The 25,329-nt window shown below is 56.9% G+C and carries 22 protein-coding genes; 9 read left to right on the forward strand and 13 right to left on the reverse strand.

The annotated features are described in order from the left end of the window. Positions 1 to 16: 16 nt before the first annotated feature. The 6 genes from BM155_RS06160 to BM155_RS06185 all read right to left on the reverse strand — a co-directional run bounded on the left by BM155_RS06160 (position 17) and on the right by BM155_RS06185 (position 5,917). The gene (locus BM155_RS06160) at positions 17 to 343 is read right to left on the reverse strand and encodes an antibiotic biosynthesis monooxygenase family protein (protein WP_074901731.1); all 327 of its coding nucleotides are present in this window, start codon (positions 341 to 343) and stop codon (positions 17 to 19) included. 91 nt (positions 344 to 434) lie between these two features. Continuing rightward, positions 435 to 1,136, reverse strand: coding sequence for a phosphate signaling complex protein PhoU (phoU, locus tag BM155_RS06165; RefSeq protein ID WP_067156960.1), 702 nt, complete (start codon positions 1,134 to 1,136; stop codon positions 435 to 437). Between the two features lie 23 nt (positions 1,137 to 1,159). Next, positions 1,160 to 1,906: a phosphate ABC transporter ATP-binding protein PstB gene (pstB, locus tag BM155_RS06170; RefSeq protein WP_231902533.1), complete on the reverse strand. Its 747-nt coding sequence runs from the start codon at positions 1,904 to 1,906 to the stop codon at positions 1,160 to 1,162. 155 nt (positions 1,907 to 2,061) lie between these two features. After that, complete coding sequence (gene pstA / locus BM155_RS06175; RefSeq protein ID WP_067156962.1) at positions 2,062 to 3,360, reverse strand: phosphate ABC transporter permease PstA; 1,299 nt, start codon at positions 3,358 to 3,360, stop codon at positions 2,062 to 2,064. After that, positions 3,353 to 4,732 carry a phosphate ABC transporter permease subunit PstC gene (pstC, locus tag BM155_RS06180; RefSeq protein ID WP_074901734.1) on the reverse strand — a complete coding sequence of 460 codons (1,380 nt, stop codon included), beginning with the start codon at positions 4,730 to 4,732 and terminating at the stop codon, positions 3,353 to 3,355. The genes pstA and pstC overlap by 8 nt, the downstream gene beginning before the upstream one ends. A 132-nt stretch (positions 4,733 to 4,864) precedes the next feature. After that, entirely contained in the window at positions 4,865 to 5,917 is a 1,053-nt protein-coding gene (locus BM155_RS06185; protein ID WP_067156968.1) for a PstS family phosphate ABC transporter substrate-binding protein, read from the reverse strand. Between the two features lie 175 nt (positions 5,918 to 6,092). Between BM155_RS06185 and BM155_RS06190 the strand changes: the two genes are divergently transcribed. The 4 genes from BM155_RS06190 (at position 6,093) to BM155_RS06205 (ending at position 9,024) form a co-directional block, all read left to right on the forward strand. Further along, positions 6,093 to 6,668, forward strand: a complete 576-nt coding sequence (locus tag BM155_RS06190; protein WP_083421101.1) for a TRAP transporter small permease subunit — start codon at positions 6,093 to 6,095, stop codon at positions 6,666 to 6,668. After that, positions 6,665 to 8,026 carry a TRAP transporter large permease gene (locus BM155_RS06195; RefSeq protein ID WP_074901737.1) on the forward strand — a complete coding sequence of 454 codons (1,362 nt, stop codon included), beginning with the start codon at positions 6,665 to 6,667 and terminating at the stop codon, positions 8,024 to 8,026. The genes BM155_RS06190 and BM155_RS06195 overlap by 4 nt, the downstream gene beginning before the upstream one ends. A gap of 194 nt (positions 8,027 to 8,220) precedes the next feature. Continuing rightward, positions 8,221 to 8,616 carry an acyl-CoA thioesterase gene (locus BM155_RS06200; protein ID WP_067156974.1) on the forward strand — a complete coding sequence of 132 codons (396 nt, stop codon included), beginning with the start codon at positions 8,221 to 8,223 and terminating at the stop codon, positions 8,614 to 8,616. Between the two features lie 99 nt (positions 8,617 to 8,715). Beyond that, the gene (locus BM155_RS06205; RefSeq protein WP_067156977.1) at positions 8,716 to 9,024 is read left to right on the forward strand and encodes a hypothetical protein; all 309 of its coding nucleotides are present in this window, start codon (positions 8,716 to 8,718) and stop codon (positions 9,022 to 9,024) included. 260 nt (positions 9,025 to 9,284) lie between these two features. Here the strand turns inward: BM155_RS06205 and BM155_RS06210 are convergent, their stop codons facing one another. The 4 genes from BM155_RS06210 to uvrD all read right to left on the reverse strand — a co-directional run bounded on the left by BM155_RS06210 (position 9,285) and on the right by uvrD (position 15,940). After that, positions 9,285 to 11,543 (reverse strand): ankyrin repeat domain-containing protein, encoded by a 2,259-nt coding sequence (locus tag BM155_RS06210; RefSeq protein WP_083421102.1) that lies wholly within the window; start codon positions 11,541 to 11,543, stop codon positions 9,285 to 9,287. Positions 11,544 to 11,979: 436 nt separating this feature from the next. Further along, positions 11,980 to 13,131, reverse strand: a complete 1,152-nt coding sequence (locus BM155_RS06220) for a TRAP transporter substrate-binding protein (RefSeq protein WP_074901745.1) — start codon at positions 13,129 to 13,131, stop codon at positions 11,980 to 11,982. A gap of 22 nt (positions 13,132 to 13,153) precedes the next feature. Further along, complete coding sequence (locus tag BM155_RS06225; protein WP_067156983.1) at positions 13,154 to 13,675, reverse strand: DUF3592 domain-containing protein; 522 nt, start codon at positions 13,673 to 13,675, stop codon at positions 13,154 to 13,156. A gap of 63 nt (positions 13,676 to 13,738) precedes the next feature. Then, complete coding sequence (uvrD, locus tag BM155_RS06230; protein ID WP_074901748.1) at positions 13,739 to 15,940, reverse strand: DNA helicase II; 2,202 nt, start codon at positions 15,938 to 15,940, stop codon at positions 13,739 to 13,741. Between the two features lie 175 nt (positions 15,941 to 16,115). On the opposite strand from uvrD, the gene hexR reads away from it, so the two are divergent. Together hexR and BM155_RS06240 are read left to right on the forward strand one after the other, a co-directional pair. Next, a complete protein-coding gene (hexR, locus tag BM155_RS06235) occupies positions 16,116 to 16,970 on the forward strand; it encodes a transcriptional regulator HexR (RefSeq protein WP_074901752.1) in 855 nt (284 codons plus the stop codon). Between the two features lie 149 nt (positions 16,971 to 17,119). Further along, the gene (locus tag BM155_RS06240; protein WP_074901755.1) at positions 17,120 to 18,379 is read left to right on the forward strand and encodes a multidrug effflux MFS transporter; all 1,260 of its coding nucleotides are present in this window, start codon (positions 17,120 to 17,122) and stop codon (positions 18,377 to 18,379) included. Positions 18,380 to 18,391: 12 nt separating this feature from the next. On the opposite strand, the gene BM155_RS06245 is transcribed toward BM155_RS06240, so the two are convergent. The 3 genes from BM155_RS06245 to BM155_RS06255 all read right to left on the reverse strand — a co-directional run bounded on the left by BM155_RS06245 (position 18,392) and on the right by BM155_RS06255 (position 20,982). After that, entirely contained in the window at positions 18,392 to 19,363 is a 972-nt protein-coding gene (locus BM155_RS06245) for a glutathione S-transferase family protein (RefSeq protein ID WP_074901758.1), read from the reverse strand. Between the two features lie 56 nt (positions 19,364 to 19,419). Continuing rightward, complete coding sequence (locus BM155_RS06250; protein WP_067156995.1) at positions 19,420 to 19,815, reverse strand: DoxX family protein; 396 nt, start codon at positions 19,813 to 19,815, stop codon at positions 19,420 to 19,422. Between the two features lie 279 nt (positions 19,816 to 20,094). Next, entirely contained in the window at positions 20,095 to 20,982 is an 888-nt protein-coding gene (locus tag BM155_RS06255) for a LysR family transcriptional regulator (RefSeq protein ID WP_067158202.1), read from the reverse strand. A gap of 159 nt (positions 20,983 to 21,141) precedes the next feature. On the opposite strand from BM155_RS06255, the gene BM155_RS06260 reads away from it, so the two are divergent. The 3 genes from BM155_RS06260 (at position 21,142) to BM155_RS06270 (ending at position 25,285) form a co-directional block, all read left to right on the forward strand. Then, entirely contained in the window at positions 21,142 to 22,011 is an 870-nt protein-coding gene (locus BM155_RS06260) for a pirin family protein (protein ID WP_067156997.1), read from the forward strand. A gap of 96 nt (positions 22,012 to 22,107) precedes the next feature. Next, entirely contained in the window at positions 22,108 to 23,400 is a 1,293-nt protein-coding gene (locus tag BM155_RS06265) for a cation:proton antiporter (RefSeq protein WP_074901761.1), read from the forward strand. 34 nt (positions 23,401 to 23,434) lie between these two features. Then, the gene (locus BM155_RS06270) at positions 23,435 to 25,285 is read left to right on the forward strand and encodes a monovalent cation:proton antiporter-2 (CPA2) family protein (protein ID WP_067157003.1); all 1,851 of its coding nucleotides are present in this window, start codon (positions 23,435 to 23,437) and stop codon (positions 25,283 to 25,285) included. Positions 25,286 to 25,329: the final 44 nt, after the last annotated feature.

Consider the following 25,329-nt stretch of genomic DNA (forward strand, 5'->3'; position numbering starts at 1 on the left):
AACCGGGGGATGAGTCTTATTTTTTCCGCGACTCGGCCGCTGGTCTCACCACCCATTGAGGTTCCTCAAATTCACCGATTGGACGCACTTCAACAAAAGGGGCAGCGCTGCGGATAATTTCATCGATCTCGGCGTCGTGCTGTGTCTCCATAGTATCTCGATGTGCCTTGCTCTCCCAGCTGGCAATGGCAATCAGGGTACTGGGATCACCGATTTTTCGATGCAGTTCGGTACCGCGCGCACCGGGAGCCCGTTGTATCAGTTCAGAAGCGCGCACCCAGATATCGGCGTACTCCTCAGCGGTATGGCCTTCTTTAATGCGAACCTCGAAGATGTACTTCATTGGCAATCTCTCCCTGTTTGTCGCCAAAAAAAATGGCCGCTTAGTGCAGCCATTTTTATCGTATGCATGGGGGATTTCCCACAGGAAAACGTCATTTCGTTTTCAGTTTGTCTTCGTGGCCATGACGAATATCGGCGCCCTCGACCAAATAGACCACCTGCTCGCAGATATTCTTGGCGTGGTCACCGATACGCTCCAGGGAACGCAGGATCCAGAGAACGTTGATCACGCGGGAAATACTGCGCGGGTCTTCCATCATGTAAGTGATCAACTCGCGCACTGCGGTACGATAGTCCATATCCACCTTTTCATCCTCTGTCAGGGTGCGCATCGCCGCGATCACATCGAAACGGGTATAAGCATCCAGGGCGTCGTTGAGCATTTTGCGCACGGCGTTGGCGATATGGCGGATTTCCGTGTAACCGCGCGGTGAAGAGCCTTCGTCGGTCAACGCTATGGCCATTTTGGCAACCTTACTGGCCTCGTCGCCAATGCGCTCCAAGTCGCGGGCAATACGGGTCACCGACATGACCATGCGCAGGTCGGAGGCGGCGGGCTGGCGCTTGGCAATAATCAGGGTGGCGTGTTCATCCAAGGCCATCTCGCGCTTGTCGATTTCTTCTTCAGCACGCAGCACCTTTTCCGCCAGCTCGCTGTCGGCGTTGGAAAGTGCATCTACCGCATCGGCTACCTGGCGGGCGACGAGGCCGCCCATTTCCAGCATCTCGGTCTTGATGCTCTCCAGGTCTTCGTTGAATTGACGGGAGATGTGTTGGTCGAAATGCATTTCCATAATCTTTTCTCTGCGCAGGCACCTCAGCCGAAGCGGCCGGTGATGTATGCCTCGGTCAGTTCGTGTTGTGGGTTGGTGAATACTGTCTCGGTATCGTTGACCTCCACCAGGCGTCCCAGATGGAAGTAAGCGGTGCGCTGGCTGACCCGCGCGGCCTGCTGCATGGAGTGGGTTACTATGGCAATCGTGTAATTCTCACGCAACTCGTTGATCAGCTCCTCGATGCGCGCGGTGGCAATAGGGTCCAGAGCCGAGCAGGGCTCGTCCATCAGAATCACCTCGGGGCTTACAGCAATGGCGCGGGCGATACACAGGCGCTGCTGCTGGCCGCCGGAAAGGCCGGTGCCGGGCTGGTCGAGACGATCCTTTACTTCATTCCACAGGCCCGCGCGGCGCAGGCTGTTTTCGACGATTTCATCCAACTCCGCCCGGCGCCGGGCGATGCCGTGAATCTTGGGGCCATAGGCGACGTTTTCATAAATGGACTTGGGAAAGGGGTTGGGTTTCTGAAACACCATGCCCACCCGCGCGCGCAGGGGCACCACATCTACCTTCTGGCCGTAGATAGGCTCTCCGTCCAAGGTCAGTTCTCCCTCGACACGGCAATCCTCGATGGTATCGTTCATGCGGTTCAGACAGCGCAGAAATGTAGATTTGCCGCAGCCCGAGGGGCCGATCATGGCCACAACTTCGTTGCAGCCGATATCCAGACTGATATCGTGTATCGCCTGAGTTTCGCCATAAAAGACATTGACATTGCGCATCCGCATCTTGGCATCGTCGCAAAAGGGTTTGCCGACGGTTTTACTGGTGTTGGTGTCCACAGCTTCTCTTTCCGCCGATTCCGGTTGGGACGCCGCTGTCTGACCGGCGGCATCCAGGGTCATGGTATCCATAAATCTTCCCTTTATCTTAGCGCCGGCCGCTACCAGCGGCGCTCGAGTTTCTTGCGCAGCAGTACCGCTGCGGTGTTCATTGCGATCAGGAAACTGAGCAGCACCATGATCGCCGCGGAAGTGCGCTCCACAAAGGCGCGCTCGGGGCTGTCCGCCCAGAGAAAAATCTGTACCGGCAGCACAGTGGCGGGGTCGGTAATGCCAGTGGGCACGTCGACGATAAAGGCCACCATGCCGATCATTAACAGCGGCGCCGTCTCACCCAGCGCCTGGGCCATGCCGATGATGGCACCGGTGAGCATCCCCGGCATTGCCAGCGGCAACACGTGGTGGAATATGGTCTGCATGCGGGAGGCACCCAGCCCCAGTGCCGCTTCGCGGATCGAGGGCGGTACAGCTTTGAGCGCCGCGCGGCTGGAGATAATAATGGTGGGCAGGGTCATCAAGGTCAGCACCAAACCGCCCACCAGCGGCGCCGAACGCGGCAGCTCGAAGAAGTTAATAAAAATCGCCAGTCCCAGCAGGCCAAAGACGATAGACGGCACCGCGGCGAGGTTGTTGATATTTACCTCGATCAAGTCCGTCCACTTGTTCTTAGGCGCATACTCTTCCAGGTATATGGCGGCCGCCACGCCAATCGGGAAGGACAGCACCAGTGTCACTAGCAAGGTGAAAAAGGAACCCAGCAACGCGGCGCGGATGCCCGCCTGTTCCGGTTCGCGGGAATCTCCCTGGGTGAAAAAGGTGGTATTAAAACGCTTCTTCAGCTCGCCGCTGTCGATCAGCTGTTGTATCCACTCGGCCTTTTGATCCGACGTGCGACCGCGAAATCCCTCCTTGGAGTCGGAAAGGCTTTTCACGAAAGTATCCACATCGTCGTCGGCCGTCAGCCAGACGGTCTGTGTCTTACCCAGCAGCTCTGGGTCGGATTGCAACCGCTTGCGCAGTGTAAAGGGGGCGCCGGAGGATACCAAGCTGTAGAGTTCGCGCTTCTCGCTGCGACTCTGCACCTTGGGGAAACGCTCGCGCAACGCCTCGCGGATCACCCCGGTAAAGTTGGCCCAGGTCAGGCTCTCCTCGTCCACCTTGTCGATGCCGAGCACAAGCGGATCGTAGGTTACCTCCAGCTGTATGGCGCTCTGCACAAAAGCGCCGCTGCCTTTGCTGATGATATCGGTGAAAAGCACCAGCACGGCGAGTATGCCAAAGGCGACACTGGCAATGCCCAGACCGCGAAACACTTTTTCCTTGCGGTGGCGACTGGCGAGGTGCTGTTCGATGCGCTGGCGCACCTGCTCCTGTGTCAAATTCCGGTTTGTATCAGTCATATTGTTCCCGATATTTTTTCACCACATGCAGGGCAACAAAGTTCAGCATCAAAGTGGAAATGAACAGCATCAAGCCCAGGGCAAATGCGGCCAGGGTTTTGGGGCTGTCGAACTCCTGGTCGCCCACCAGCAGAGTGACAATCTGCACCGTTACGGTGGTTACGGATTCCAGTGGGTTGGCAGTCAGATTGGCGGTCAAGCCCGCGGCCATCACCACAATCATGGTCTCGCCGATCGCGCGGGACACCGCCAGCAATACTCCGCCGACAATGCCGGGCAACGCCGCCGGAATCACTACCTTGCGCACCGTCTCCGAGCGGGTGGAACCCAGGCCCAGGGCGCCGTCGCGCAGAGACTGGGGCACAGCGTTGATGACATCATCGGACAGGGATGAGACAAACGGAATAATCATCACCCCCATAACCAGCCCCGCGGCCAGCGCACTTTCGCTGGAGGCCTGCAGCCCCAGGCTGGCCGCCAGATCACGCACAAAGGGTGCCACCGTCAGGGCGGCAAAAAAGCCGTAAACCACCGTGGGCACGCCAGCGAGAATTTCCAACACCGGTTTGGCCAGGGCACGCACCCGCTTGCTGGCGTACTCAGCCAAGTAGATGGCGGACATCAATCCCACCGGCACAGCCACGAACATGGCGATCACAGAGACCATCAGCGTACCCGTGATCAGCGGCACGGCACCGAAGGCGCCACTGGATCCCACCTGGTCGGCGCGCAGAGCCATCTGCGGACTCCAGTGCAGGCCGAAAAGAAATTCCGTCAGCGACACTGTCTGGAAAAAGCGCAGGGATTCAAAGAGCACTGACAACAATATGCCGACCGTTGTGAAAATTGCCGCGCAGGCGCAGGTGAGCAGCACCCAGCGCAATACTTGTTCCACCTTTTCGCGCGCACGCAATTCGGGAGAGAAGCGCAATAGCGCGAAGGCGCCGAGCCCCACCGCCAGAATCAGACTCAGGGCCGCCTGCAGGTTGCGCGAACCAGTGCGCAGGCGATTCAATTGCAAAGCGGCTTCCTGCAACTGTGGCGCGGCGTCGCCGATCAGGCGGCCGGAGGCCAGGTTTTGAATCTGCGCATAAAGCAGGTTCTGCCCGGCGATTGTGTCCGGCTTATCGGCGATACGGTCCATGACCAGTGCGCGGATAATGGCGTCATCGAAAATCAGCCAAGTACCCAGCAGCAGCAGCGCCGGAAGCCCACACCAGAGCGCAGTGTAGGAACCGTAATAACCGGGCAACGCGGCCAGCTTGCGCAGACCACCGCGCTTATGCGCGACCGTCAGCGCGCGGCTGATACCAGCACCGTAGGCCACCAGTATCAACAGCAACAGCAGGGCGAACAGGGTGGATGTTTGCATTGGTCCATTCAACTTAAAAATTTGCCGGCATTATCCGGGCTTTTTGTTGCGGTTGCATGGAATTCAGAAAAAACAAAACCAGGCCCCCTGGGCCTGGCCGGTAGTTCCATTTACCTACTGCTTTTCCGAGCCTTAGTTTTCCGACAGATCCGTCAGCACATTCAGCTCGCGTACATCGGCGGCGACCTGACGACGCTTGGCGGTGGGCAGTGAAATCATGCCCTTGTCAGCTAGGTAACCATCCTCGCCCCAGGCGCGCTCACTGGTGAACTCCGCCAGGAATGGCTTAATGCCGGGAATCACATCGGCGTGTGCCTTCTTCACATAGATAAATAGTGGGCGGGAAATCGGATAGCTCTGATCGGCAATGGACTCAAAGGTCGGCGCCTTGCCCTCGATTACTGTGCCCTGTACTTTGTCCGAGTTCTGATCCAGGAAGCTGAAACCGAATACACCTAAAGCATCCGGGTTGGCCACCAGCTTGTTTACGATCAGGTTGTCGTTTTCGCCGGCCTCGATATACGCACCATCTTCACGCACTGTGTGGCAGATCGCTTTGTAGGTGTTTTTATCGGTCTTTTTCTTGGCCGCAATCCAAGCGAAAGATTTACAGCCCCCCTCCAATCCCAGCTCCGCAAAGGCGTCGCGGGTTCCGGAAGTCGGGGGCGGCCCCAGCACTTCTATGCGGGTATTGGGCAGGGCCGGATTCACGTCCTTCCATGTCTTATAGGGGTTGGGAACCAGGGTCTCGGAACCGTCCGGGTTGGGCACTTCTTTGGCCAGGGCCAGAAAAATTTCCTTGCGGGACAACTTGAAAGACGCTGCACTTTTAGCGTTCGCCAGGACGATTCCGTCGAATCCGATCTGTATTTCCACCACCTCGACACCATTGCTGTGACACATATCCAATTCGGACTGCTTGATGCGGCGGGACGCCCCCGTAATGTCGGCGGTATTTTCACCCACCCCCTGGCAAAACAACTTCATGCCGCCACCAGTGCCGGTGGACTCCACCACTGGTGTCTTGAACTTGGTCGCACGGCTGAAACGTTCGGCCACGGTGGTTGTAAAAGGGTATACCGTAGATGAGCCTACGATGCTGATGTGGTCGCGGGCGGCCATGGCCATCTGAGATGCGGCGATGGTCACTGCCGCCAGGGTAGAGGCCAAAATGCGCTTGTTCATGCTGACTCCAATGTGTGTTTTCAGTTCTTGCAGCGATGCTAGGAATAACGGGTGATGATTCTATGAATGGAAGATGACAAAAAGGTTACAGCTGGTCATCCCGCCCGGTTGGCACACAAACCGCCTAAAGGTTAGGCTTCGGGTCAAAGAATAAAATGCGTTGAGAGAGTTCCCCATGTCCCTCTTGCTCCGGGGCGCACGCGCCCTAGACCGGCTGGCCAGCGGCGCTGGTCAACTGCTCGGCTGGTTCACACTGGCGATGGCACTGCTGCAAAGTGCCGTGGTGATTTTGCGTTATGTATTTCACGGCGGATCAGTGGCCCTGCAAGACGCCGTTATCTATCTGCACGGCTCAGCCTTTATGCTGGGACTGGCCTACGCATTGCACGCTGGCGCCCATGTGCGCGTGGATGTTTTCTACCGCCGCATGGGGCCGCGGGGAAAAGCCTGGGTCAATGCGGTCGGCACTCTGGTGTTTCTACTGCCCCTGTGTGCCTTTATCTGTGTGGGCAGTTGGCAGTTCGCGGCCAATAGCTGGGCGGTGTTGGAATCCAGTTCCAGCGCCGGCGGTCTGCCCGGAGTCTTCCTCTTGAAAAGCCTGATCCCGCTCTCGGCCCTGACCCTGGCTCTCGCCGGCCTGGCGGAATTCGCTCGCGCCCTGACACAGTTGATGCACGAGACCACGAGCACCAATCCCCCTCCGGCACCCGCGGCAATACCCAGCCACAACATAGAGGAGGCCAGCGCGTGACGGAGTTGATACCGCTGTTAATGTTCGCCGCCGTCTGCGGGGCACTGATGTTCGGCTACCCGGTGGCTTTTACCCTCGGTGGCACCGCGCTTGCGGCCGCCGGCCTGGGCATTGTGTTCGGCATATTCAATCCCGAATTGCTGCGCGCCTTTCCCGACCGCCTCTACGGCATCATGCAGAACGGCACCCTGATGGCGGTGCCGCTGTTTGTACTGATGGGGGTAATGCTGGAGCGGGCGCGTATTGCGGAGGATTTGTTGGTCAACCTCGCCAAAGTGTTTGCGCGACTGCCGGCCGGCATGGCGGTATCGGTGGTGGTAGTCGGCGCCCTATTGGCCGCCAGCACCGGTATTGTGGGCGCCACGGTGGTGACCATGGGGCTGATGTCCCTACCCACCATGTTGCGCAATGGCTACCCGGCAGGACTCGCCACCGGCACCATCTGCGCCACCGGCACTTTAGGGCAAATCATCCCGCCATCCATTGCCCTAGTGCTGCTGGGCGATACTCTCTCCAACGCCTACCAGCAAGCACAATTGTCGGCGGGGATTTTCAATCCACAGCCGGTTAGTGTCGGCGATCTGTTTATCGGCGCTATAGTGCCCGGGCTGCTGCTGGTGGCCGCTTATATCGTCTACCTGTTGTTCGTCGCCCGGCGAGAACCGGTTGTAGCGCCAGCGGGTGAAAGTGAATCCGTAGATCTGACACATACACTGAAGAGTCTGCTGCCGCCCATCGTACTGATGCTGCTGGTATTGGGCTCTATTATCAGCGGCGCCGCCACGCCCACTGAGGCGGCCGCTGTCGGCGCACTGGGCGCTGGAATTCTTGCCTGGAGCCGCGGTGCCTTGAGCTGGAATCGCGCTGGCGAAGTAGGGCGCAATACTCTGCAGGTGAGCGCCATGGTGTTCGCGATACTGATCGGCGCATCGCTGTTTTCACTGGTGTTCCGCGGCTACGATGGCGAGGAGTTGGTGACCAGCATCTTCAACAGCCTGCCCGGCGGTGTTGTGGGCGCTACGCTGCTGGTCATGGTGGTGATCTTCCTGCTCGGCTTTATCCTCGACTTTATCGAGATCACTTTCGTGGTGGTGCCCATCGTCGGCCCGGTATTGTTAGCCATGGGCGTGGACCCGGTGTGGCTGGGCATTATGATTGCCATCAACCTGCAAACTTCCTTTCTGACCCCACCTTTCGGCTTCGCGCTTTTCTACCTCCGTGGCGTGGCGCCGGAGGAAGTGGCCACCGGCGCCATCTACCGGGGAGTAGTGCCATTTATCGCCATACAGCTGCTGCTGCTCTGCGCCCTCGCCTTGTGGCCGGAACTGGCTACTTGGCTGCCGGGACGCTTGTCTTAGGGAGGCTTTGATTCATTCGTGGAAGGATTTGGTTGGTTTCGGGGCGCTTCGGGGTACTTTTTTAGTCGCGCGATTCTTCAAATAAGGCGGATTTTTCTCCACAGACAGTTGTCTATTTGCTGTCCACTTTGTGCTAGAATGCGCCGCCCGCAATGCCGCGGAAGCCTATAAGTCTAACAATTCGTGAGCAGTCGATGTCCGCACTCGATGAAAACCCACAGCCCACAGGCACCCTGACGCTGCAGACCCAAGCTATGCCCCGGGACACCAACCCGCAGGGCGACGTATTTGCCGGTTGGCTGATGTCTCAAATGGACACCGCCGGCGCCATTCTGGCCCAGAGTATTGCTCGTGGTCGTGTAACCACCGTCGCTGTAGGTAGCATGGTATTTCTGCGCCCGGTACCTGTGGGCTCCACCGTCAGCTGCTATGCCGAAGCCCTGGAAGTGGGCCGCTCTTCAATACGCACCATGGTGGAAGTCTGGCTGACCCGGGTGGATTCCGGCGAGCAGGTGAAGGTCACCGAGGGCGAGTTTGTCTTTGTCGCCATCGACGACCACGGGCGCACCCGGCCGCTGCCTCAGCGCTAAGTAGAGTGATAAATCTGACAAAAAACAGCAGAAGCTGAACCTGATTTCAGAGGCGATATTTCACCCTATTTCTGCCTGGAAACCTCAAGGAAGTGAAAAATGGCTATTACCGCACTATGCATTGCTTTTTTTTCCACAGTTACCTTTTATGCAGGCATGGCCCTTGCGCGGAGAATCCGCAATAAGTGGTATGCGATCCTTGTGAGGTTGGGCAGTTTCCTTTTAGGTTTTATTGTCTTAGGAATAGCTGCATTTCTACTAGACGTGCATCCGCTGGTTGCTGAGTTGGCGGGTCGGTATTTCTTTTATATGCTTCTGGCCGGAGCCTTGGTCTATAAGTTGCTGCTGGTGAAGTTTATTCCTCTACCTCAGGATGACACCGACACACAGAAAAACCAAAGTTCCTAAGGAACCTCTGATTAATTCGCGTGAACACTATGGTAGCTTCCTGAGCGCTCAGGCAATAGAACGGACATTTCGAAAACGCTCGAGTACTTCCCTGTAGCTCCGCCGGATACATCCTTGTATCAGACGGTTTCGAACTATCCATCCCATTACCTGAACTTCTCATTTGGGTGATATGTCTCTTTGCCGTCCAGGAGCAAATTCATCAGAGACTCCTTAACAAAATTGGGGCTCTGCTTTACAGCTGCCCCAATAGTCCGTCCCTAAGATTGTTTACAGGCTACCCCGTCGACACTTACCGAATAAGCCGGTGTATACCCTTCCGACTCCAGCCAGAAGCCTTGGTCGAAAAATAGACTCAGCATGTAGTCTCCCAGCTTTAGAGATTCCTTGCGGCTGGTACATTTCTGCTTAGGCCCAGTTCGAGAGTCAGTTGTCCAGCAGATTTCCTCAGCTGCGGACTCACCGCGGCTTAACAAGGCAATGCGCTGCTGACCGTAGCCGCCTAACCCAATAATCGGACGCGTATCATAGCTGTGGCTAACACTCAGGTAGGCCTCGTCAGAAAAATCACAGTCAATGTTTGCGGACTCTTTCAAGTAATCAATGATCTTCCTGGCCCGCGGCCCTTTGGGTGATAGCTTCTGAGCCATAAACAAGCTATCAAACAGATATTCTTTGTAGTAACGGTTAGTACCGAGCTTAAGTGGCCAGCGCTGTGGATCAGATTTGAAGTAGTCTTCAATTGTGATGCCGAAATTAAAATAAGCAGCTGCCTTCATGTCATCCGACACACCGGATTTAATCAACTGATCCGCCGCTTTTACTGCTTGCAGATGATTTCCTGCTCTAAGGGCCACCAGTGACAGATTGGACAGGGCGCGGTAATTGTCTGGGTCCAGCTGCACCGCTTCTCTTAACTTGCTGTAGGCAGCACCGATATCTCCCTCTCCATAGATGCGTTCAGCTTCCAGATTGAGCTTGGCGGAACGCTTTTTGGCCTCGTCCGGTGATGGCATGGCCAACCGCTTCTGCAGAGCAGCAATATCACCGGGCTCCAGGACGGGATTTTCCTCCAGCCAGTCCACTGGGTACTTCTCGTCATCTTTTTTATAACGCAGCTCAGTTTTCGCGTATGGCAAAGCGCCCGCATCCAACAAAAGCTGTATTAGATCGTGGGAAGCATAACGCGCTGCATAGTGTAGTGGCGTATATCCGGAAGTTCTGATCCTATAGAGGCAGCGATCATCAGGGATGTAAGTTTCTGCATTTACATCCGCTCCAGCTTCGATCAGTGCCCGCACGGATTCAATATTGTTATACTGAGCCGCATACATTAACGCGGTTTTTCCAAATGCATTGCGCCGATCTACTTCCAAGCCTTGATCGAGCAAGTATTTAAGCGCGGAGGGGTTCCGCACTGATATCGTTAGCAGGTTTTCCGGATAACCAATAAGCTTTTGCAATCCAGCCCGATACGCATCGTAATCAAAAGCGATAGCGTCTATCCCTTTACCCTGTAGGATAGCCTTGCGGATATCCCTCTCTTCCTCCATTACAAAAGGCGAGTAATTGTAGAAACGGATACTAGCCCCAACCAACGCCTGGAGCGCATCGGTAGCGACGACATTGGATTTTTGCGCATCCCAGTTGAATTGTTCCTGATAAAAGCGCACCAGCAAGTCCTTTAAGCGGGTAAAGTGCTTTTCGTAGGCTTCCATATGATCATAATTATCAATCCCCATAAGCGCCCAGTCCCGCATTCCTTGCAGATCCTTAGAATAAGTTTCTTCGGCGAATAGCCCATCCTCTGTTAACGACCAGGGGCGACTTAACAGCAGGGGTAGGTTATTACCAAATTCATATTTCCAACGGTCTAAAGTTCGAGACGATCCACAATTACCTTCGCTCCGTGAAATTGCGCTCTGGGATTCCTTCAGCTGCTCAATAGCCAGGATAAGATCCGCCGGCAAACCACTGATACTATCGATCGATTTTGGCTTCAGCCGGATTCTGCAAGCTTCTTCCCAATATCCTTCTGGCTTCGCCTGATGAAGAGTGAGAAATTCGTTGGTTTCCACCAAACCGAAATAAACCTCTTCCGGAGACTGAACAAGAGTTGTCCCTCTTGTCGACGCTGGAGGGCTTTCCTGCACCAAGGTTATGTAGCGTTCGTCACTTCTGTTCAGAGGAATTTCTTGATTGGACAATAACAATTGATAAGTTTCGCAAGCACCACCACAACCGGGATTATAATGGCGAGCAAAGTAAACGCTTCTCCCTTCAATTTTCTCTGGGAGCTCCTCTCTGACGTTCAGGATACCAGGCATTCCCGTGTTTTGGTCAAAATACCAGTTGTTGGCACTTTTATGTATTTCCAGAACGCTTTTATAAACAGTTGTACAAATCGGATGGCTATCGTTAACAAGTTCTGGTTTCAGCCCCTCCACCGGTTTGGCAACAGAGCCAGTGAAATAACAAGCACTTAACAGCAGTGCTACCACAGCTAAGCTGTACTTCATTCGTAATCCCTTTCTGAATTTAACGAACCTCTAATGAATTCGCCTGAATGCGTCTGTCGATTCAGGAGCGTTCGGGTCATGGAATAGACGTTATAAAAAGCAATTACTTCACAATATTACCGCCGGACACAGTCCTGTGCCTGGTGCTTTCGAAACACCTATCCCATCAATTGAATTTCTTTTCGAATAGAAAGCTTTTTAGGAAACCTCTGATTAATTCGCTTCCTGACGGTAAAAATTCTTTGGCGCTAGATGAGAAGCTCAGGTGATAGGATGGCCATTTCGAAACCGTCGGATACAGGGATGTATCCGTCGGAGCCACAGGGAAGTACTCGTGCGTTTTCGAAATGGCCATCCTATTGCCTGAGCGCCACGGAACTAGCCAAAGCGCTCACACGAATTAATCAGAGGTTCCTTAGATTTTACAGACTATTCTTTAATTTTGTGATGAAGGTGATTTACCTAGCTCCCTTGCTTTATAGTAGGCTTCTTCACTGACTTGGTGATAGGGCAGCACATTACCTTCAAACTCCTTGAAGGCTTTATAGACACGGGCAAATTGCGGGTCTTCCGCCGCTGTCTCTTGCAGAAGCTGAGTGCTGATTTTTTGCAGGTGTGCAATCACATCATCCGGCAGCCGCTTGAGCTGTACTCCGTGCTTTTCCACCAATTCGACCAGCGCGCGGTTGTTGCGCGCCGTGTATTCGTCGAGCATATCCTGGTTGGCTGCGCGTGCGGCGGTGCGGACAATTGCCTGTAAATCTTCCGGCAGTTTTTCGAAAGCAGTTTTGTTAACGATAAACTCGAGGATGGAGCCCGGCTCGTGCCAGCCGGGATAATAGTAGTAGTCGGCGATCTGGTAGAAACCGAAGGCTAGGTCATTGTAAGGGCCGACCCATTCAGTGGCATCGATCACACCCGTCTGCAGCGCAGTATACACCTCGCCGCCGGGAATATTGACGGCAATACCACCCGCCCGGCTCAGCACCTCACCGCCTAATCCCGGAATCCGCATTTTCAAACCTTTGAGATCTTCAACAGAGTTGATCTCTTTGTTAAACCAGCCCGCCATCTGCACACCGGTGGAACCGCCGGCAAGGGGAATCAGGTTGAAGGGTGCGTAGACTTCTTCCCACAGCTCCAGCCCGCCACCGTAGTGCAGCCAGCCGTTCATCTCCTGGGCATTTAAGCCAAAGGGCACCGCGGTAAAAAATTGCGCGGCCGGAACTTTGCCTTTCCAGTAATAGGCGGCTCCGTGGCCCATCTGCGCGGCCCCCTCGGAGACGGCACCGAACACACCCATGGCCGGGACCAGCTCACCGGCGCCGTAGACCTTGATCTTCATGCGCCCGCCGGACATCCGCTCGACATTGTCCGCAAAGCGCTGTGGCGCGCTGCCAAGGCCGGGGAAATTTTTCGGCCAGGTGGTGACGAGTTTCCATTCGAAGATTTCCCGTTCACCGCCCTCGGTGAAATGCTTTACTGGCCCCTGGGTTGCGCGGGAGGCAACCAGGGCACCAAAGGTAATAACCAACAAGGCGAGAAGGCCGAGGATAATTGCCGGATACCAGTTTATTTTCTTTGTCATATTCTTGTGTATTTTCTTTATGTCATATTCTGTCTGGCTGGTAAGTTGCCAGTTCAAATTGCAGCCTCAGATATTCATAAACTTCAGAGATATATCCAAGTTTTAGGGCCACAATAAATCCTATACTTAAAAAAATCATTAAAGGAACTAACACTGTACTGAGTCGACTCAGTGGGGCCACTTCCAAATAAGCAACAGAGTTAACCTTCGGGTGAACTCTAGCATTTACTAAATCACCCACTTGATACTTCTTGGTGAGATTCTTTTCATAATCAAAATCTGGAAATAAATCATAACCACGTAGTACAGGTGTCTCCGACCTGTATGACTTCCCACGGAACGTATATTCGAAAGCAATTATGGCTTCAACCATTTTTCGCCCATCAACATCGAGCTGATTCAAGAAACGTGAGTATGTAATTCTCGCTGTGACATTCGGCCAATTGTTAAAGGTTTTCTTAAGCTTCAAATAAATGAACGTCTGTAGAAAACCAGTCGCTATAAGAAACATCGGGATCAGTACTGAAAATAACTTTAGAATCATTTTTATTTAATATTCTTGATCCCCAATCAATTCGTTCCTGTCCCTCCAGCAAAGAGGACAGAACTAAAGCGGCTGCAACTTGGCCATAGCCACCACCAGCCACTTGCTTCCCGCGTCGTCGAAGTTGACCTGCACTCGCGTGCGGGGCCCACTGCCTTCGAACTGTATCACTGTGCCCTCGCCAAATTTTGGATGTTCGACGCGCCCACCGAGGGCCAGTGGGGGCAGGTCGTCAAAGTCCGGCGGCGGGTCGGAGAGCTTGCGGACCTTGCCGTAGTCCGGCTGGAAGAGCGGGCGCGAGATCTCAGTTTTCAGGCGCACTTCGTGCACCAGTTCCGCCGGGATCTCGCCGATAAAGCGCGACGGACTGTTATAGGTCTCGGAGCCGAAAAGGCGACGGTTTTCCGCATAGGTGATATAGAGTTTTTGCATGGCGCGGGTGATGCCCACGTAGCAGAGGCGCCGCTCCTCCTCCATGCGCCCCGGTTCCTGCATCGACATTTTGTTCGGAAACAGGTTCTCCTCCACACCGCTCATAAACACCAAGGGGAATTCGAGCCCCTTTGCCGAGTGCAGAGTCATCAGCTGTACGGCATCCTCAAATTCATCCGCCTGACCTTCACCGGCGTCGAGAGCGGCACTATCGAGGAACTGGTCGAGCAGTGGACGCTCTTCCTCGTCCTCCCCCTCGACGACATCAATACCTTCGAAGGCTCGGCAGGCGCTGACCAGTTCTTTCAGGTTCTCCACCCGCGTCTGGCCCTTTTCACCTTTCTCTTTGCTGTGGAATTCGAGCAGACCGCTGGTCTCGATCACATCCTCGGCAATGGCTTCGAGCAATTTGTCTTCGGCGTTGGCAGCGAGTTGATTAACAAGGTCGAGGAACGACTGCAATGCATTGCCGGCACGGGCTGCCAGCAACCGCTGTTGCAGCATTTGCCTGGATGCCTGCCACAGGGAACAACCGTGTTCGCGGGCGTAGGCGCGCACTGTATCCACAGTGCGCGCACCTATGCCGCGGGTCGGTGTATTAACCACGCGCTCGAAGGCCGTATCGTCGTCGCGGTTGGAGATCAGGCGCATATAGGAGAGGGCATTCTTGATTTCCATGCGCTCGTAGAAACGCTGGCCTCCGTAGATGCGGTAGGGCACCTGCTCGCGCAACAGCGCCTCTTCCAGTACCCGCGACTGGGCGTTGGAGCGGTAGAGGATCGCCACGCTGTCGCGGCGGTTGCCATCGCGCACCCAGTCTTTCACCCGTTCAACGATAAAGCGCGCTTCGTCCTGCTCGTTGTAGGCCGCATAGAGGGATATCGGATCGCCTTCCTCGCCCTCGGTCCACAGCTCCTTGCCCAATCGCCCGGTATTGTGGGATATCACCGCATTGGCAGCGTTGAGAATGGTGGCGGTGGAGCGGTAGTTCTGTTCCAGACGCACCGTCTGCACATCGCGCCTATCCTGGGCGAAATGCTGAATATTCTCGATCTTGGCACCGCGCCAGCCGTAAATGGACTGGTCGTCGTCCCCCACCGCGGTGATATGGCACTGGTCTCCGGCCAGCAGGCGCAACCAAGCGTATTGAATGGTGTTGGTATCCTGGAATTCGTCCACCAGGATAAAGGGGAAGCGGCGGCGGTAGTGGGCCAGCACCGCGTCGTTGTCTCGCAACAGTTCGTGGGCGCGCAACAGCAGTTCACCGAAATCCACCAGGCCACCGCGCTGGCAAGCCTCTTCGTAGGCGAAATAGATACGCACCATCGTCTGCCGCCACTGATCGCCACCAGCCTGAATATACTGGGGGCGCAGGCCTTCGTCCTTTTGCGCACCGATCCACCATTGGGTTTCCCGCGGCGGCCATTTTTTCTCGTCCAGCTGCAGGTCGCTCTGCACCCGCTTGATCAGGCGCAGTTGGTCGTCGCTGTCGAGAATCTGGAAGTTCTGCGGCAGCTTGGCCTCCTGCCAGTGGGCCTTGAGCAAACGGTGCGCCAAACCGTGGAAAGTGCCCACCCACATGCCAAAAGTGTTTACTCCCAGCAATCCTTCTATGCGCGCGCGCATCTCTCGGGCCGCTTTGTTGGTAAAGGTCACCGCGAGGATAGAGTAGGGGGAGGCCCCCTCCACCTGCATCAACCAGGCGATGCGGTGTACCAATACGCGGGTTTTGCCGGAACCGGCGCCTGCCAGTACCAACTGATTGCCCGGAGGCGCGGCCACGGCCTCGCGCTGGGCGTCGTTAAGGGGGTCTAGAATCAGAGATACGTCCATGGGCGGGGATTGTATCAGAGGCGGCCGGGCAGTCCTGTAGAAATAAACAGGTTTGGGGAGGGAGGATGAGAAAGTATAGTGATTCCGATGCCGCGACCCGGCACAAACCCAAGCCACTCGCCAGCGGGTAGGCTTGGGGCTAAACTGCGCAGTCCGGCTTGTAGAAGGAAGTCCAGTGAAACCGGCGGAAGTCACGCAGAAAATCAGCGATCACCTGTCCTCCATGCGCAAATCTGAGCGCAAGGTAGCAGAGTATATCCTCGCCCACCCCGACGAAATTATCCATATGCGTATTGTGGATCTGGCCACTGAGGCCCAGGTCAGCGAGCCGACAGTGGTGCGCTTCTGCCGGGCAGTGGGTTGCTCAGGATTCCAGGAATTTAAACTGAACCTGGCACAACAACTGGCCTCCAGCCCCAGTTTTGGTCAGATAGCGGTGACCGATACGGACACCATCGCCGAATACAAGCGCAAGGTGTTCGATTCCACGGTGGATACGCTGCTCAACGTGCGGGACAAAATCGACAACCGCGCCCTGGAAGCGGCAGTCACCGCCATCGCATCCGCCACCCGGGTCGAATTCTTCGGCTTCGGCGCCTCCGGCGCCGTGGCCGCCGACGCCCAACACAAGTTCTTCCGCCTGCAACTGGCCACCGCCGCCCACTCGGATCATCACATCCAAAATATGTCCGCCATGTCCATGGGGCCCGGTGACGTGGTGGTAGCTATCTCTCAGAGTGGGCGCACCAAGGCACTGCTGCGCTCTATGGGCATGGCCAAGGAGCAGGGCGCCACAGTGATCGGTTTGGCACCTAGTGGCTCCCCGGTAGCCCATCAGGCCAGCATCCCCCTGGAGGTGGACGTGGAAGAAGACATAGAGATCTACACGCCGCTGTCGTCCCGTATCGCCCATCTGGTGGTAATCGACGTGCTCGCCATTGGTGTTGCCCAGCGCAAGGGCCCACAGCTGCAGGATCACTTGATGAAACTCAAGCAGGGTCTCTATACGCTGCGCGAAGATAAGCACTGACCCCTCAGCACCGCTGTTACCATTTTTTCCAAGGCCGCTGGCGTAAGCGGCCACCCGCCGCTAACATGGCGCCCCGCGAAGTATAAGCCCAATTTCCGGCCGCTCCCCCCCTGTATCCCGCTTTCACCAAGCTGTACCAGAGTCGATTTATGAGTCCCGCTGCGACACGCACTGACAAAACACCACCACGTTGGCTGGCAGTATGGCTGGCGATACTGGTAGCACTGACCCCCCTTTCGATAGACAGCTACCTTCCGGCAATCCCGGCTATGGCCGAGGCGCTGAATACGGTGGTGGCGCGGGTACAGCACTCTGTATCCAGTTTCTTGCTCGGATTCGCCATCGGTCAACTGTTCGGCGGACCTTTATCCGACCGCTGGGGAAGACGGCTGGTGGGTACCATCGGGCTCGGTATTTACATTGCCTCCTCTGCGTTGGTGTTGTTCACGAACCATGTGGACCAGTTGATCATTCTGCGCTTCCTGCAGGCCATCGGCGGAGGCTTCGCCACCGTGATATGCGCAGCCATAGTGCGCGATCTACACAGTGGACGGGAGGCAGCTAAGATCATCTCCATGATCAGCACTATGATGCTGGTGGCGCCGCTGGTGGCTCCCGTGATTGGCTCCATGTTACTCGCGACCTTCGGCTGGCAGAGCATCTTTATCTTCTTGTTGATATATGCTGCGGCAATGCTGATGCTGGTGCAGTTCCTGTTACCTGAAACGGTATCGCGCTTCTCCCGCGCGCGGCGCCAGCGCAAACCGATGAAGTCGCTGATTGAAAGCTACGGCCAAGTGATGGGCAACCGCCGCGCACTGGGATTTCTCGCCGCCCAAGCTTGCGTCAGCGGTGCCATGTTTATCTATGTCACCACAGCACCTTTCGTCTTTATGCGCTATTTCGAGGTGCCGGCCAGTCAGTTTCCGCTGTATTTCGGTGTCTGTGTGTTGGGGCTGATCTGCATGGTGCAGGTAAATATCCGCCTGCTAAACCTGTTTGAGCCGCGCAATATCCTGCTAGCGGGCATACTGCTGCAGATGGTCGGCTGCGGCCTTTTGTTGTTGGGCACCTTGACGGGAGGAAAGGATATAACGCTGTGGATGGTGCCGCTTGTGCTGGTGATGGCCTGTATCGGTATCACCGGACCCAATGCCGCCGCCTGCTTTCTGGAGTTCTTCCCCAAAATCAGCGGCAGTGCCAATGCCCTTTACGGTGCCACCATTTTTACCACTGGCGGATTTCTTGGCGGTATCGTCAACAGCCTGCACACAGGCACCCTGATCCCTATTGCTGCAGCTATGCTCGGCTGTGCCGTGGCGGCACTGCTGGCGGCGGTTTTCATCGCCCGCGCACAGAAGCCAATCGAAGTAGCGGTGCCTGCTGCGCGGCGCTACGTACCACGCTAGGCGCTTTTTGTGTCAGCTGCGGTTGTGGGGAGCCGCATAATCTAGCTCTGGCCCCTTAGGCACTATGCCGCTGGGATTAATGGTGGCGTGGCTGGCGTAGTAGTGGGTCTTGATATGGTGGAAATCCACAGTGGCGGCCACCCCCGGCCACTGGTAGAGCTCGCGCGTATACGCCCATAGGTTCGGATAATCCGCCAGCCGCTGCTTATTGCACTTGAAGTGCCCGTGGTAGACAGGATCGAAGCGCACAAGGGTGGTGAACAGCCGCCAATCCGCCTCGGTAATGCGGTCGCCGCACAGGTAACGGTTGTTGGCCAGGCGTTGCTCAAGCTGCTCCAAGGTGTCAAAGAGGCGCTCGTAGGCGTGCTCATAGGCCGCTTGTGTCGTTGCAAAACCTGCGCGATAGACACCGTTGTTAACATTTTCGTAGACAGTTGCGTTAATTGCGTCAATATCGCCACGCAGTGCCTGCGGGTAAAAGTCCGCGCTGTTGCCGGTCAGGCCGTCGAAGGCGCTATTGAACATGCGGATGATCTCCGACGATTCATTGCTGACCACACAGGCACGCTGCTTGTCCCACAGTACCGGGACGGTAACGCGGCCGCTGTAATCTGCCTTGTTTCTGATATAGAGCTGATAGAGGTAGTCGGCACCGTAGAGAGCGTCGCCAGTGGACCCCTCTTCAGTGGCAAATGTCCATCCGTGCTCCCGCATGTAAGGGCTCACTATCGACACACTGATGTAGTCTTCCAGCCCCTTCAGTTTGCGAAAGATAAGGGTGCGGTGGGCCCAGGGGCAGGCCAGGGATACATAGAGGTGGTACCGCCCCTTCTCCGCGGCAAAACCGCCCTCGCCGCTGGGCCCGGGACTGCCGTCGGCAGTGATCCAGTTGCGCAGCTGCGCCGCCTCGCGCACAAACTCGCCGCGATGCTTTGCGGTGTCGTACCACTGATCCTGCCACTTGCCCTTAACCAACAGGCCCATTGCTATCTCCCAGTTGCCGCGGAATAGGGGCCCGGGTCAGGGCCCATTGTGTGTGCTCACTTACTGTGCAGATGATGGTCCATGCTCATTCTGCCGGCACCGGCACAGGCGAGAATGAAGAAACCGCCAGCGATGGCGATGTTTTTCATAAAGCTCTGCATCTCACCCTGGTCGCCGGGCACGAAGTGAAACAGGATGGCAGTGGCCAGGCAGAAAAACGCCAGAGCCAGTGCCCACCAGCGGGTAAACCAACCCACCAGCACGCCCAAGCCGCCGATCAGCTCGACAATGATCACCAGTGGCAACAAGATGCCGGGGACGCCGGCACTCTCCATATAGGCCTGGGTACCGGCATAGCCGCCGATCTTGGCCCAACCGGCGAGAATAAATGGCAGCGCCAGCAGCACGCGGCCGAGCAGTTTGGCGAGATCGCAGAAAATGGAATTGGTCATCGTTGAACCCTCTCTTGAGACAGGTTCGTAAACAATAGTGAAGCTGCGCGCAGTCTAGACCCTTTAACGGTGGAAAAAACCGCAAAAATTCGCGCAGAGTGTTCGAAAATTTAGGCACCTCGCTCAGAGGCTGAGATTAAGGAACCTCTGATAAATCCGCTTCTAGCCGGTAAAGATACGGCGAGGCCAGATAAGTAGCTCAGGTGATGGGATAGGCAGTCTGAGCGCCCCGAAGCCCACTACAGCGCTCATGCGAATTCATCAGTGGATTCCGGGGGATTATTCCAGCGGCCCCAATCCACTGCGCAGGGCATCAATCAGGAAAGCCGCCGCCGGGCCGCAGCGGTCTGCGTCGGCGTAGACCAGATAGACAGTCACATCCCGCTCCCAGGACTCCTCCGTCGGCAGCGGCAGCAGGCGGTCGGAGGACAGAGACTCACGGATACGCGTCTCCGGCAGCCAGGCAAAGCCCAGCCCGCGCTCGATCAGATCAATGGAGGTCTGCACATTGGTCACCGTAATGCGCTGGTCGGAGCCCAGCCAGCCGTCATCCTGGGGATTTTTGATCGCCGAATCCCGCAGTACTATCTGCCGACAGGCCTTGAGGTCTTCCCGCTGCACGGGCCGCCCGAGCTGGTGCAACGGGTGCTCGGGATGGGCGACGGGGAGAAAGCGCACCCGGGCTACCGGCTCACCGACAAATCCCTGTGGCACCCGCGCGCTGAGAATAAAGTCGGCCCGCTGTTGAAGCAGCAGCTCCTCGGCACCGGACAGCACCGTCTCGCGCACTTCAAGACGGGTGTGGGGAAACTCTGCGGCAAAGCGTTCCACAGCGCCGAGCAGGCATTCGTAGTCGAAGATGACATCCACCGCCAGGGTCAGTACCGCCTCGACGCCCTCCGCCAGACTTGCCGCCACCGTCTCCAGCGCCTCGGCCTCGCTCAGCAGGCTGCCGGCGCGCGCCAGCAGAATGCGACCGGCATCGGTCAGTTCAGCCTTGCGCCCGCGCACTTCCAAAAGCGCCACCCCCAGGCTCTCCTGCAGCTTGTGCACCGCGTGATTAATAGAGGACTGGCTTTTGTGCACCGCCTCGGCTGCCTGGGAAAAGCCGCCGTGCTCCACGACAGCCTGAAACATACGCCACTGTTCCAGCGTCACCTTGGCCATCCACATCCCCCCTTGTTTGTCTTGTTGTAAATTTTCGTGCGGCTGCAATTCTGTATAACGCAACCTGTCCATAAATTCGAATAAAAGTGGCAACTTTTTGCCATTTTTAATCGAAACGATCGGCCTATACTGCGTACAAACGCACGACTGGAGCTATCTATGGTGGATTTTGAGAAAGGGTCCGGCGCCCGCCCGCTGATCTGCAGCATCGAGAGCACCGCGTCCGCCGACGGTGCAGGTGTCAACATTCAGCGGGTAGCGGGCTTCGACAGCCCGGAATTCAGTCCCTTCCTGATGCTGGACGAAATACGTTCCGACAACGCCGATGACTATATGGCCGGATTTCCACCCCACCCTCATCGCGGCATAGAAACGCTGACCTATATGCTCAACGGCGCGTTCGAGCACCGCGACCACCTGGGCAACCGTGGCGCAGTGTCTGCCGGGGGCGCCCAGTGGATGCGCGCCGGGCGCGGTATTGTGCACTCCGAGATGCCAGTTCAAGGAGATGGGGGGATGCACGGCTTCCAACTGTGGATCAATATGCCCGCGGCAGACAAAATGCGCCCGCCCGAATGGCGCGATATTCAATCCGCTGAGATTCCGGAACTGGCGCTGGACAGTGCGGGATCGCTGATCCGCCTGATCGCGGGCCGTTGGACATTCGGCGACGGGGAAGTCGCCGCGCCTCTAACCGACGCCTCCAGTGAAGCCGCGGCAGCAGATATCCGCTTGCGCGGTGACAGCGAAGTCGAGTTGCCGTTACCCATGGAGCACAGCGCGCTGGTTTATGTCTACCGCGGGGGCCTGATTACCGGTCTCGGCCCGATTGTGCGCGGAACCATGCTGTTGTATGGCCCTGGGGAATCGTTACAATTGCACTCCAACTCTGAGGGAGCCGGCCTGTTGTGCCTGCACGGCCGGCCTCTGCGCGAGCCCGTATACCACTACGGGCCTTTCGTGATGAACAGCCGCGAGGAAATCGAGCAGGCCTTGCGCGACTACAATAACGGCACACTTACCGGCTAATAGCCATTTTTTCCTCTCTTCAGGAGCGGCCACATGCCACTCCTGCGAGGTTGTACGCAATCCCCAAAGTTCTCAAAAGCGGAGCCCGCAAGCGGCATGCAAGTCTATTACACCTTTTGTTTTCTGGCCGCCATCTCAGTATTTCTCGGCTTTCTGAACCAATATGTACTGCGCGCCCAGGCCACCATCGCCATCACCGCAGGTGCCCTGGCCCTGTCACTGGTGGTGCTTGGCCTGGGCAAGCTGGGCATTGTGGAACTGCGCTCCTGGGCCGATCAGCTTCTGCCACTGCTGAACTTGGAAGACTTGCTGTTAAAGGGGATGCTCGGCTTCCTTCTGTTCGCCGGCAGCCTGCACATCGACCTGCTGGCACTGCGCAACCAGCGCCTGGAAATCGGCCTACTGGCTGTGGTCGGCACCCTGATCTCCACCTTCGCCGTGGGCGCATTGCTGTATTGGTTTCTGCAGCAGGTGGGCATGCCGGTGGCTTTTGTCTATTGCCTGCTGTTTGGGGCGCTGATCTCGCCCACCGACCCCATCGCCGTGCTGGCGATCATCAAAAGCCTAAAGGCCCCGGAGCAGGTGTCGATACAGGTAGAAGGGGAGTCGTTGTTTAACGACGGCTTCGGCATCGTGATTTTCGCGGTGATCTATGCGCTGGCCTTCGAAGGCGGTGAACCGACACTGCCAGCGGTGGCGCATCTGTTCGCCTTAGAGGCGATTGGCGGCGTAGTGCTCGGGCTCGCAATTGGCGGCCTCTTTCACTGGTTGATCTGTTCCACCAATGACCACAGCCTGGAGCTACTGCTCACCCTGGTAATTCCCACCGCCGGCTTCTCCCTGGCCAATGTTCTCGGAGTGTCCGGTGCCCTGGCCATGGTGGTCAGTGGCATCATCATCGGCAACTTCACCCGAGAGACCGGCTTCTCCCGGGTAAGCCAGCACGAGCTGGATAATTTTTGGACCATCACCGAGGACTTTTTGAACGGGCTGCTTTTCCTACTGGTAGGACTGTTCCTTATCACCATTGACCTGCAACCCTTCGACTACCTGATCATGGGGGCGGGGATCATCATTGTGTTGCTGGGCCGCAGCATAGCGGTGACGGTTCCCTTCACTGTGCTGAAACGCTTCCGCCGCTACCACCCCTATACCGAGCGCATTCTCATTTGGGGCGGTCTGCGCGGCGGCCTGGCACTGGCGCTGGCGATGTCCATTCCCGCTGGGCACGCCATGGTGCAGGGACAGGACCTGCGCCACCTGTGGGTAGTGATGACCTATGGCGTGGTAGTCTTCTCAATTGTGGTGCAGGGCTCCACCATAGCGCCGCTGATCCGCCGCAGCCGCGGCATCGCCGAACCGGAAACAAAGCCGGAGGCGGGACCGTAACAACCATTTCACCGATAACAACAGATAACTTTCTATGGAAGAAGCCGGGTTTCTGCAACAAGCCGTCATTTACCTCTCCGCAGCGGTCATCGCTGTACCAATCGCCACCCGCCTGGGGTTGGGCTCTGTTCTCGGCTATCTACTCGCAGGTGTAGCCATAGGTCCATACGTGCTGGGACTGGTGGGCGATGCCAGTGAAGAAATGCATATGGCCGAATTCGGTGTGGCATTGATGCTGTTTCTCATCGGCCTGGAGCTGCAACCGAAAAAGCTCTGGAAGATGCGCGGCGCTATTCTCGGCACGGGCAGCGCACAGGTGCTGCTGACGGCTGCCGCGGTCAGCCTGCTGGCGCTGCTGCTGTTTGGCAAAGACTGGCGCAGTGCGGTTGCTATCGGCTTGATACTCGCACTGTCATCCACCGCCATTGTGTTGCAGTCCCTGAGTGAGAAGGGGCTGCTCAAGACGGAAGGGGGGCGCGGCGCCTTCGGCGTGCTGCTGTTCCAGGATATCGCGGTGATACCGATTTTGGCTTTGCTGCCGCTGTTGTCCGGCAACCCGCCGGAGGAGGATCACACCGGGCTCAGCGGCTGGAGCTATGGCCTGGCCCTCGCCGGGACAGTGATCGCATTTGCCGCCGCTGGTCGTTACCTGCTGGGGCCGCTGCTGCGCCTGGTGGCGGGCAGTGATCTGCGAGAAATGTTCACCGTCACTTCACTGCTGATCGTACTCGCCGCGGCAGCCACCATGCACTGGCTGGAGCTGTCGCCAGCCCTGGGCACCTTCCTGGCGGGAGTGCTGCTGGCGGAGAGCGAGTTCCGCCACGAGCTGGAAGCGGATATTCAGCCGTTTAAGGGGTTGTTGTTGGGGCTCTTTTTTATCGCCGTGGGCGCCAACCTGAACTTCAATCTAATCATTCAACACCCGCTGCTATTGCTGGGACTGGTGCTGTTGCTGGTGGGCGTGAAGTTTGCCGTGCTCCACCTGCTCGGCCGCATGGTTGGAATGTCGCGGGGGGAAGACTGGCTGTTTTCCCTGTCCCTGGCACAGGCGGGTGAATTCGGCTTCGTGCTCGTGTCCTTTGCCGTCGGCCAGCAGGTATTGGACAACACAACCGCCAACCTGCTGCTTGCGGTGATCGCCTTGTCGATGGCACTGACGCCTGTGCTGCTGCTGATCTATGAGGAGGTGATTCGCCCGCGCTATCTACGCGGAGCCAGCGAAACACCACGGGAAGAGGAAGTGCCGCTAGAGAGCGACTCGCCGGTGATCATTATCGGCTACGGCCGCTTCGGTCAGATCACCGGGCGGCTGTTGAACGCCTGCGGGTTCGGCACCACGCTGCTGGAGCGCAGCGCGGAACAGCTGGATTTGGTGCGGCGCTATGGCATCAAGGCCTACTACGGCGACGCTTCCCGGCAGGATCTATTGCGCGCCGCGGGCGCCGACAACGCCAAGCTGGTGATCCTCACCCTGAGCGATCAGGCCGCCTGCCTGGAGATAGTCGCGCAGATCCAGAAACACTTTCCGCACCTGACCATTCTGGCGCGGGCCCGCAACCGCATGCACCAGTACGCGCTGATGGAGGCGGGGGTAAAATACATCTTCCGCGAAACAGTGGATTCGGCGCTGTCCATCGGCGAGTGCGCCCTGCAGCTGCTCGGTTTCAACAAGTTCCGTGCCGCCCGCGCGGCGCGCAAGTTCAAGCAGCACGACCAGCGCATGTTGGAAAAACTGTTCCCTTACTGGCGCGACGAATCCCAGCATATCGCACAGACCAAGATTTACCGGGAACAACTGTTACAGGCACTGCGGGAGGACAGGCGGGACAAAGATCTGCACCTGGACCACCACTGGGATGAAAATCAGCCCAAGCCGAGCCTGTAGGCCCCTGCCTGCAAGCGGACTGGCGCACCGGCAAGAGTTCCCAA

Origin of the sequence: Microbulbifer thermotolerans (genome assembly GCF_900112305.1) — a bacterium.
Lineage (GTDB): Bacteria > Pseudomonadota > Gammaproteobacteria > Pseudomonadales > Cellvibrionaceae > Microbulbifer > Microbulbifer thermotolerans.

Coding starts and splice junctions, on each gene's coding strand:
- BM155_RS06160 (WP_074901731.1), bottom strand. CDS start 343: ATGAAGTACATCTTCGAGGTTCGCATTAAAGAAGGCCATACCGCTGAG.
- phoU (WP_067156960.1), bottom strand. CDS start 1,136: ATGGAAATGCATTTCGACCAACACATCTCCCGTCAATTCAACGAAGAC.
- pstB (WP_231902533.1), bottom strand. CDS start 1,906: ATGCGGATGCGCAATGTCAATGTCTTTTATGGCGAAACTCAGGCGATA.
- pstA (WP_067156962.1), bottom strand. CDS start 3,360: ATGACTGATACAAACCGGAATTTGACACAGGAGCAGGTGCGCCAGCGC.
- pstC (WP_074901734.1), bottom strand. CDS start 4,732: ATGCAAACATCCACCCTGTTCGCCCTGCTGTTGCTGTTGATACTGGTG.
- BM155_RS06185 (WP_067156968.1), bottom strand. CDS start 5,917: ATGAACAAGCGCATTTTGGCCTCTACCCTGGCGGCAGTGACCATCGCC.
- BM155_RS06190 (WP_083421101.1), top strand. CDS start 6,093: ATGTCCCTCTTGCTCCGGGGCGCACGCGCCCTAGACCGGCTGGCCAGC.
- BM155_RS06200 (WP_067156974.1), top strand. CDS start 8,221: ATGTCCGCACTCGATGAAAACCCACAGCCCACAGGCACCCTGACGCTG.
- BM155_RS06205 (WP_067156977.1), top strand. CDS start 8,716: ATGGCTATTACCGCACTATGCATTGCTTTTTTTTCCACAGTTACCTTT.
- BM155_RS06210 (WP_083421102.1), bottom strand. CDS start 11,543: ATGAAGTACAGCTTAGCTGTGGTAGCACTGCTGTTAAGTGCTTGTTAT.
- BM155_RS06220 (WP_074901745.1), bottom strand. CDS start 13,131: ATGACAAAGAAAATAAACTGGTATCCGGCAATTATCCTCGGCCTTCTC.
- BM155_RS06225 (WP_067156983.1), bottom strand. CDS start 13,675: ATGATTCTAAAGTTATTTTCAGTACTGATCCCGATGTTTCTTATAGCG.
- uvrD (WP_074901748.1), bottom strand. CDS start 15,940: ATGGACGTATCTCTGATTCTAGACCCCCTTAACGACGCCCAGCGCGAG.
- BM155_RS06240 (WP_074901755.1), top strand. CDS start 17,120: ATGAGTCCCGCTGCGACACGCACTGACAAAACACCACCACGTTGGCTG.
- BM155_RS06245 (WP_074901758.1), bottom strand. CDS start 19,363: ATGGGCCTGTTGGTTAAGGGCAAGTGGCAGGATCAGTGGTACGACACC.
- BM155_RS06250 (WP_067156995.1), bottom strand. CDS start 19,815: ATGACCAATTCCATTTTCTGCGATCTCGCCAAACTGCTCGGCCGCGTG.
- BM155_RS06255 (WP_067158202.1), bottom strand. CDS start 20,982: ATGGCCAAGGTGACGCTGGAACAGTGGCGTATGTTTCAGGCTGTCGTG.
- BM155_RS06260 (WP_067156997.1), top strand. CDS start 21,142: ATGGTGGATTTTGAGAAAGGGTCCGGCGCCCGCCCGCTGATCTGCAGC.
- BM155_RS06265 (WP_074901761.1), top strand. CDS start 22,108: ATGCAAGTCTATTACACCTTTTGTTTTCTGGCCGCCATCTCAGTATTT.
- BM155_RS06270 (WP_067157003.1), top strand. CDS start 23,435: ATGGAAGAAGCCGGGTTTCTGCAACAAGCCGTCATTTACCTCTCCGCA.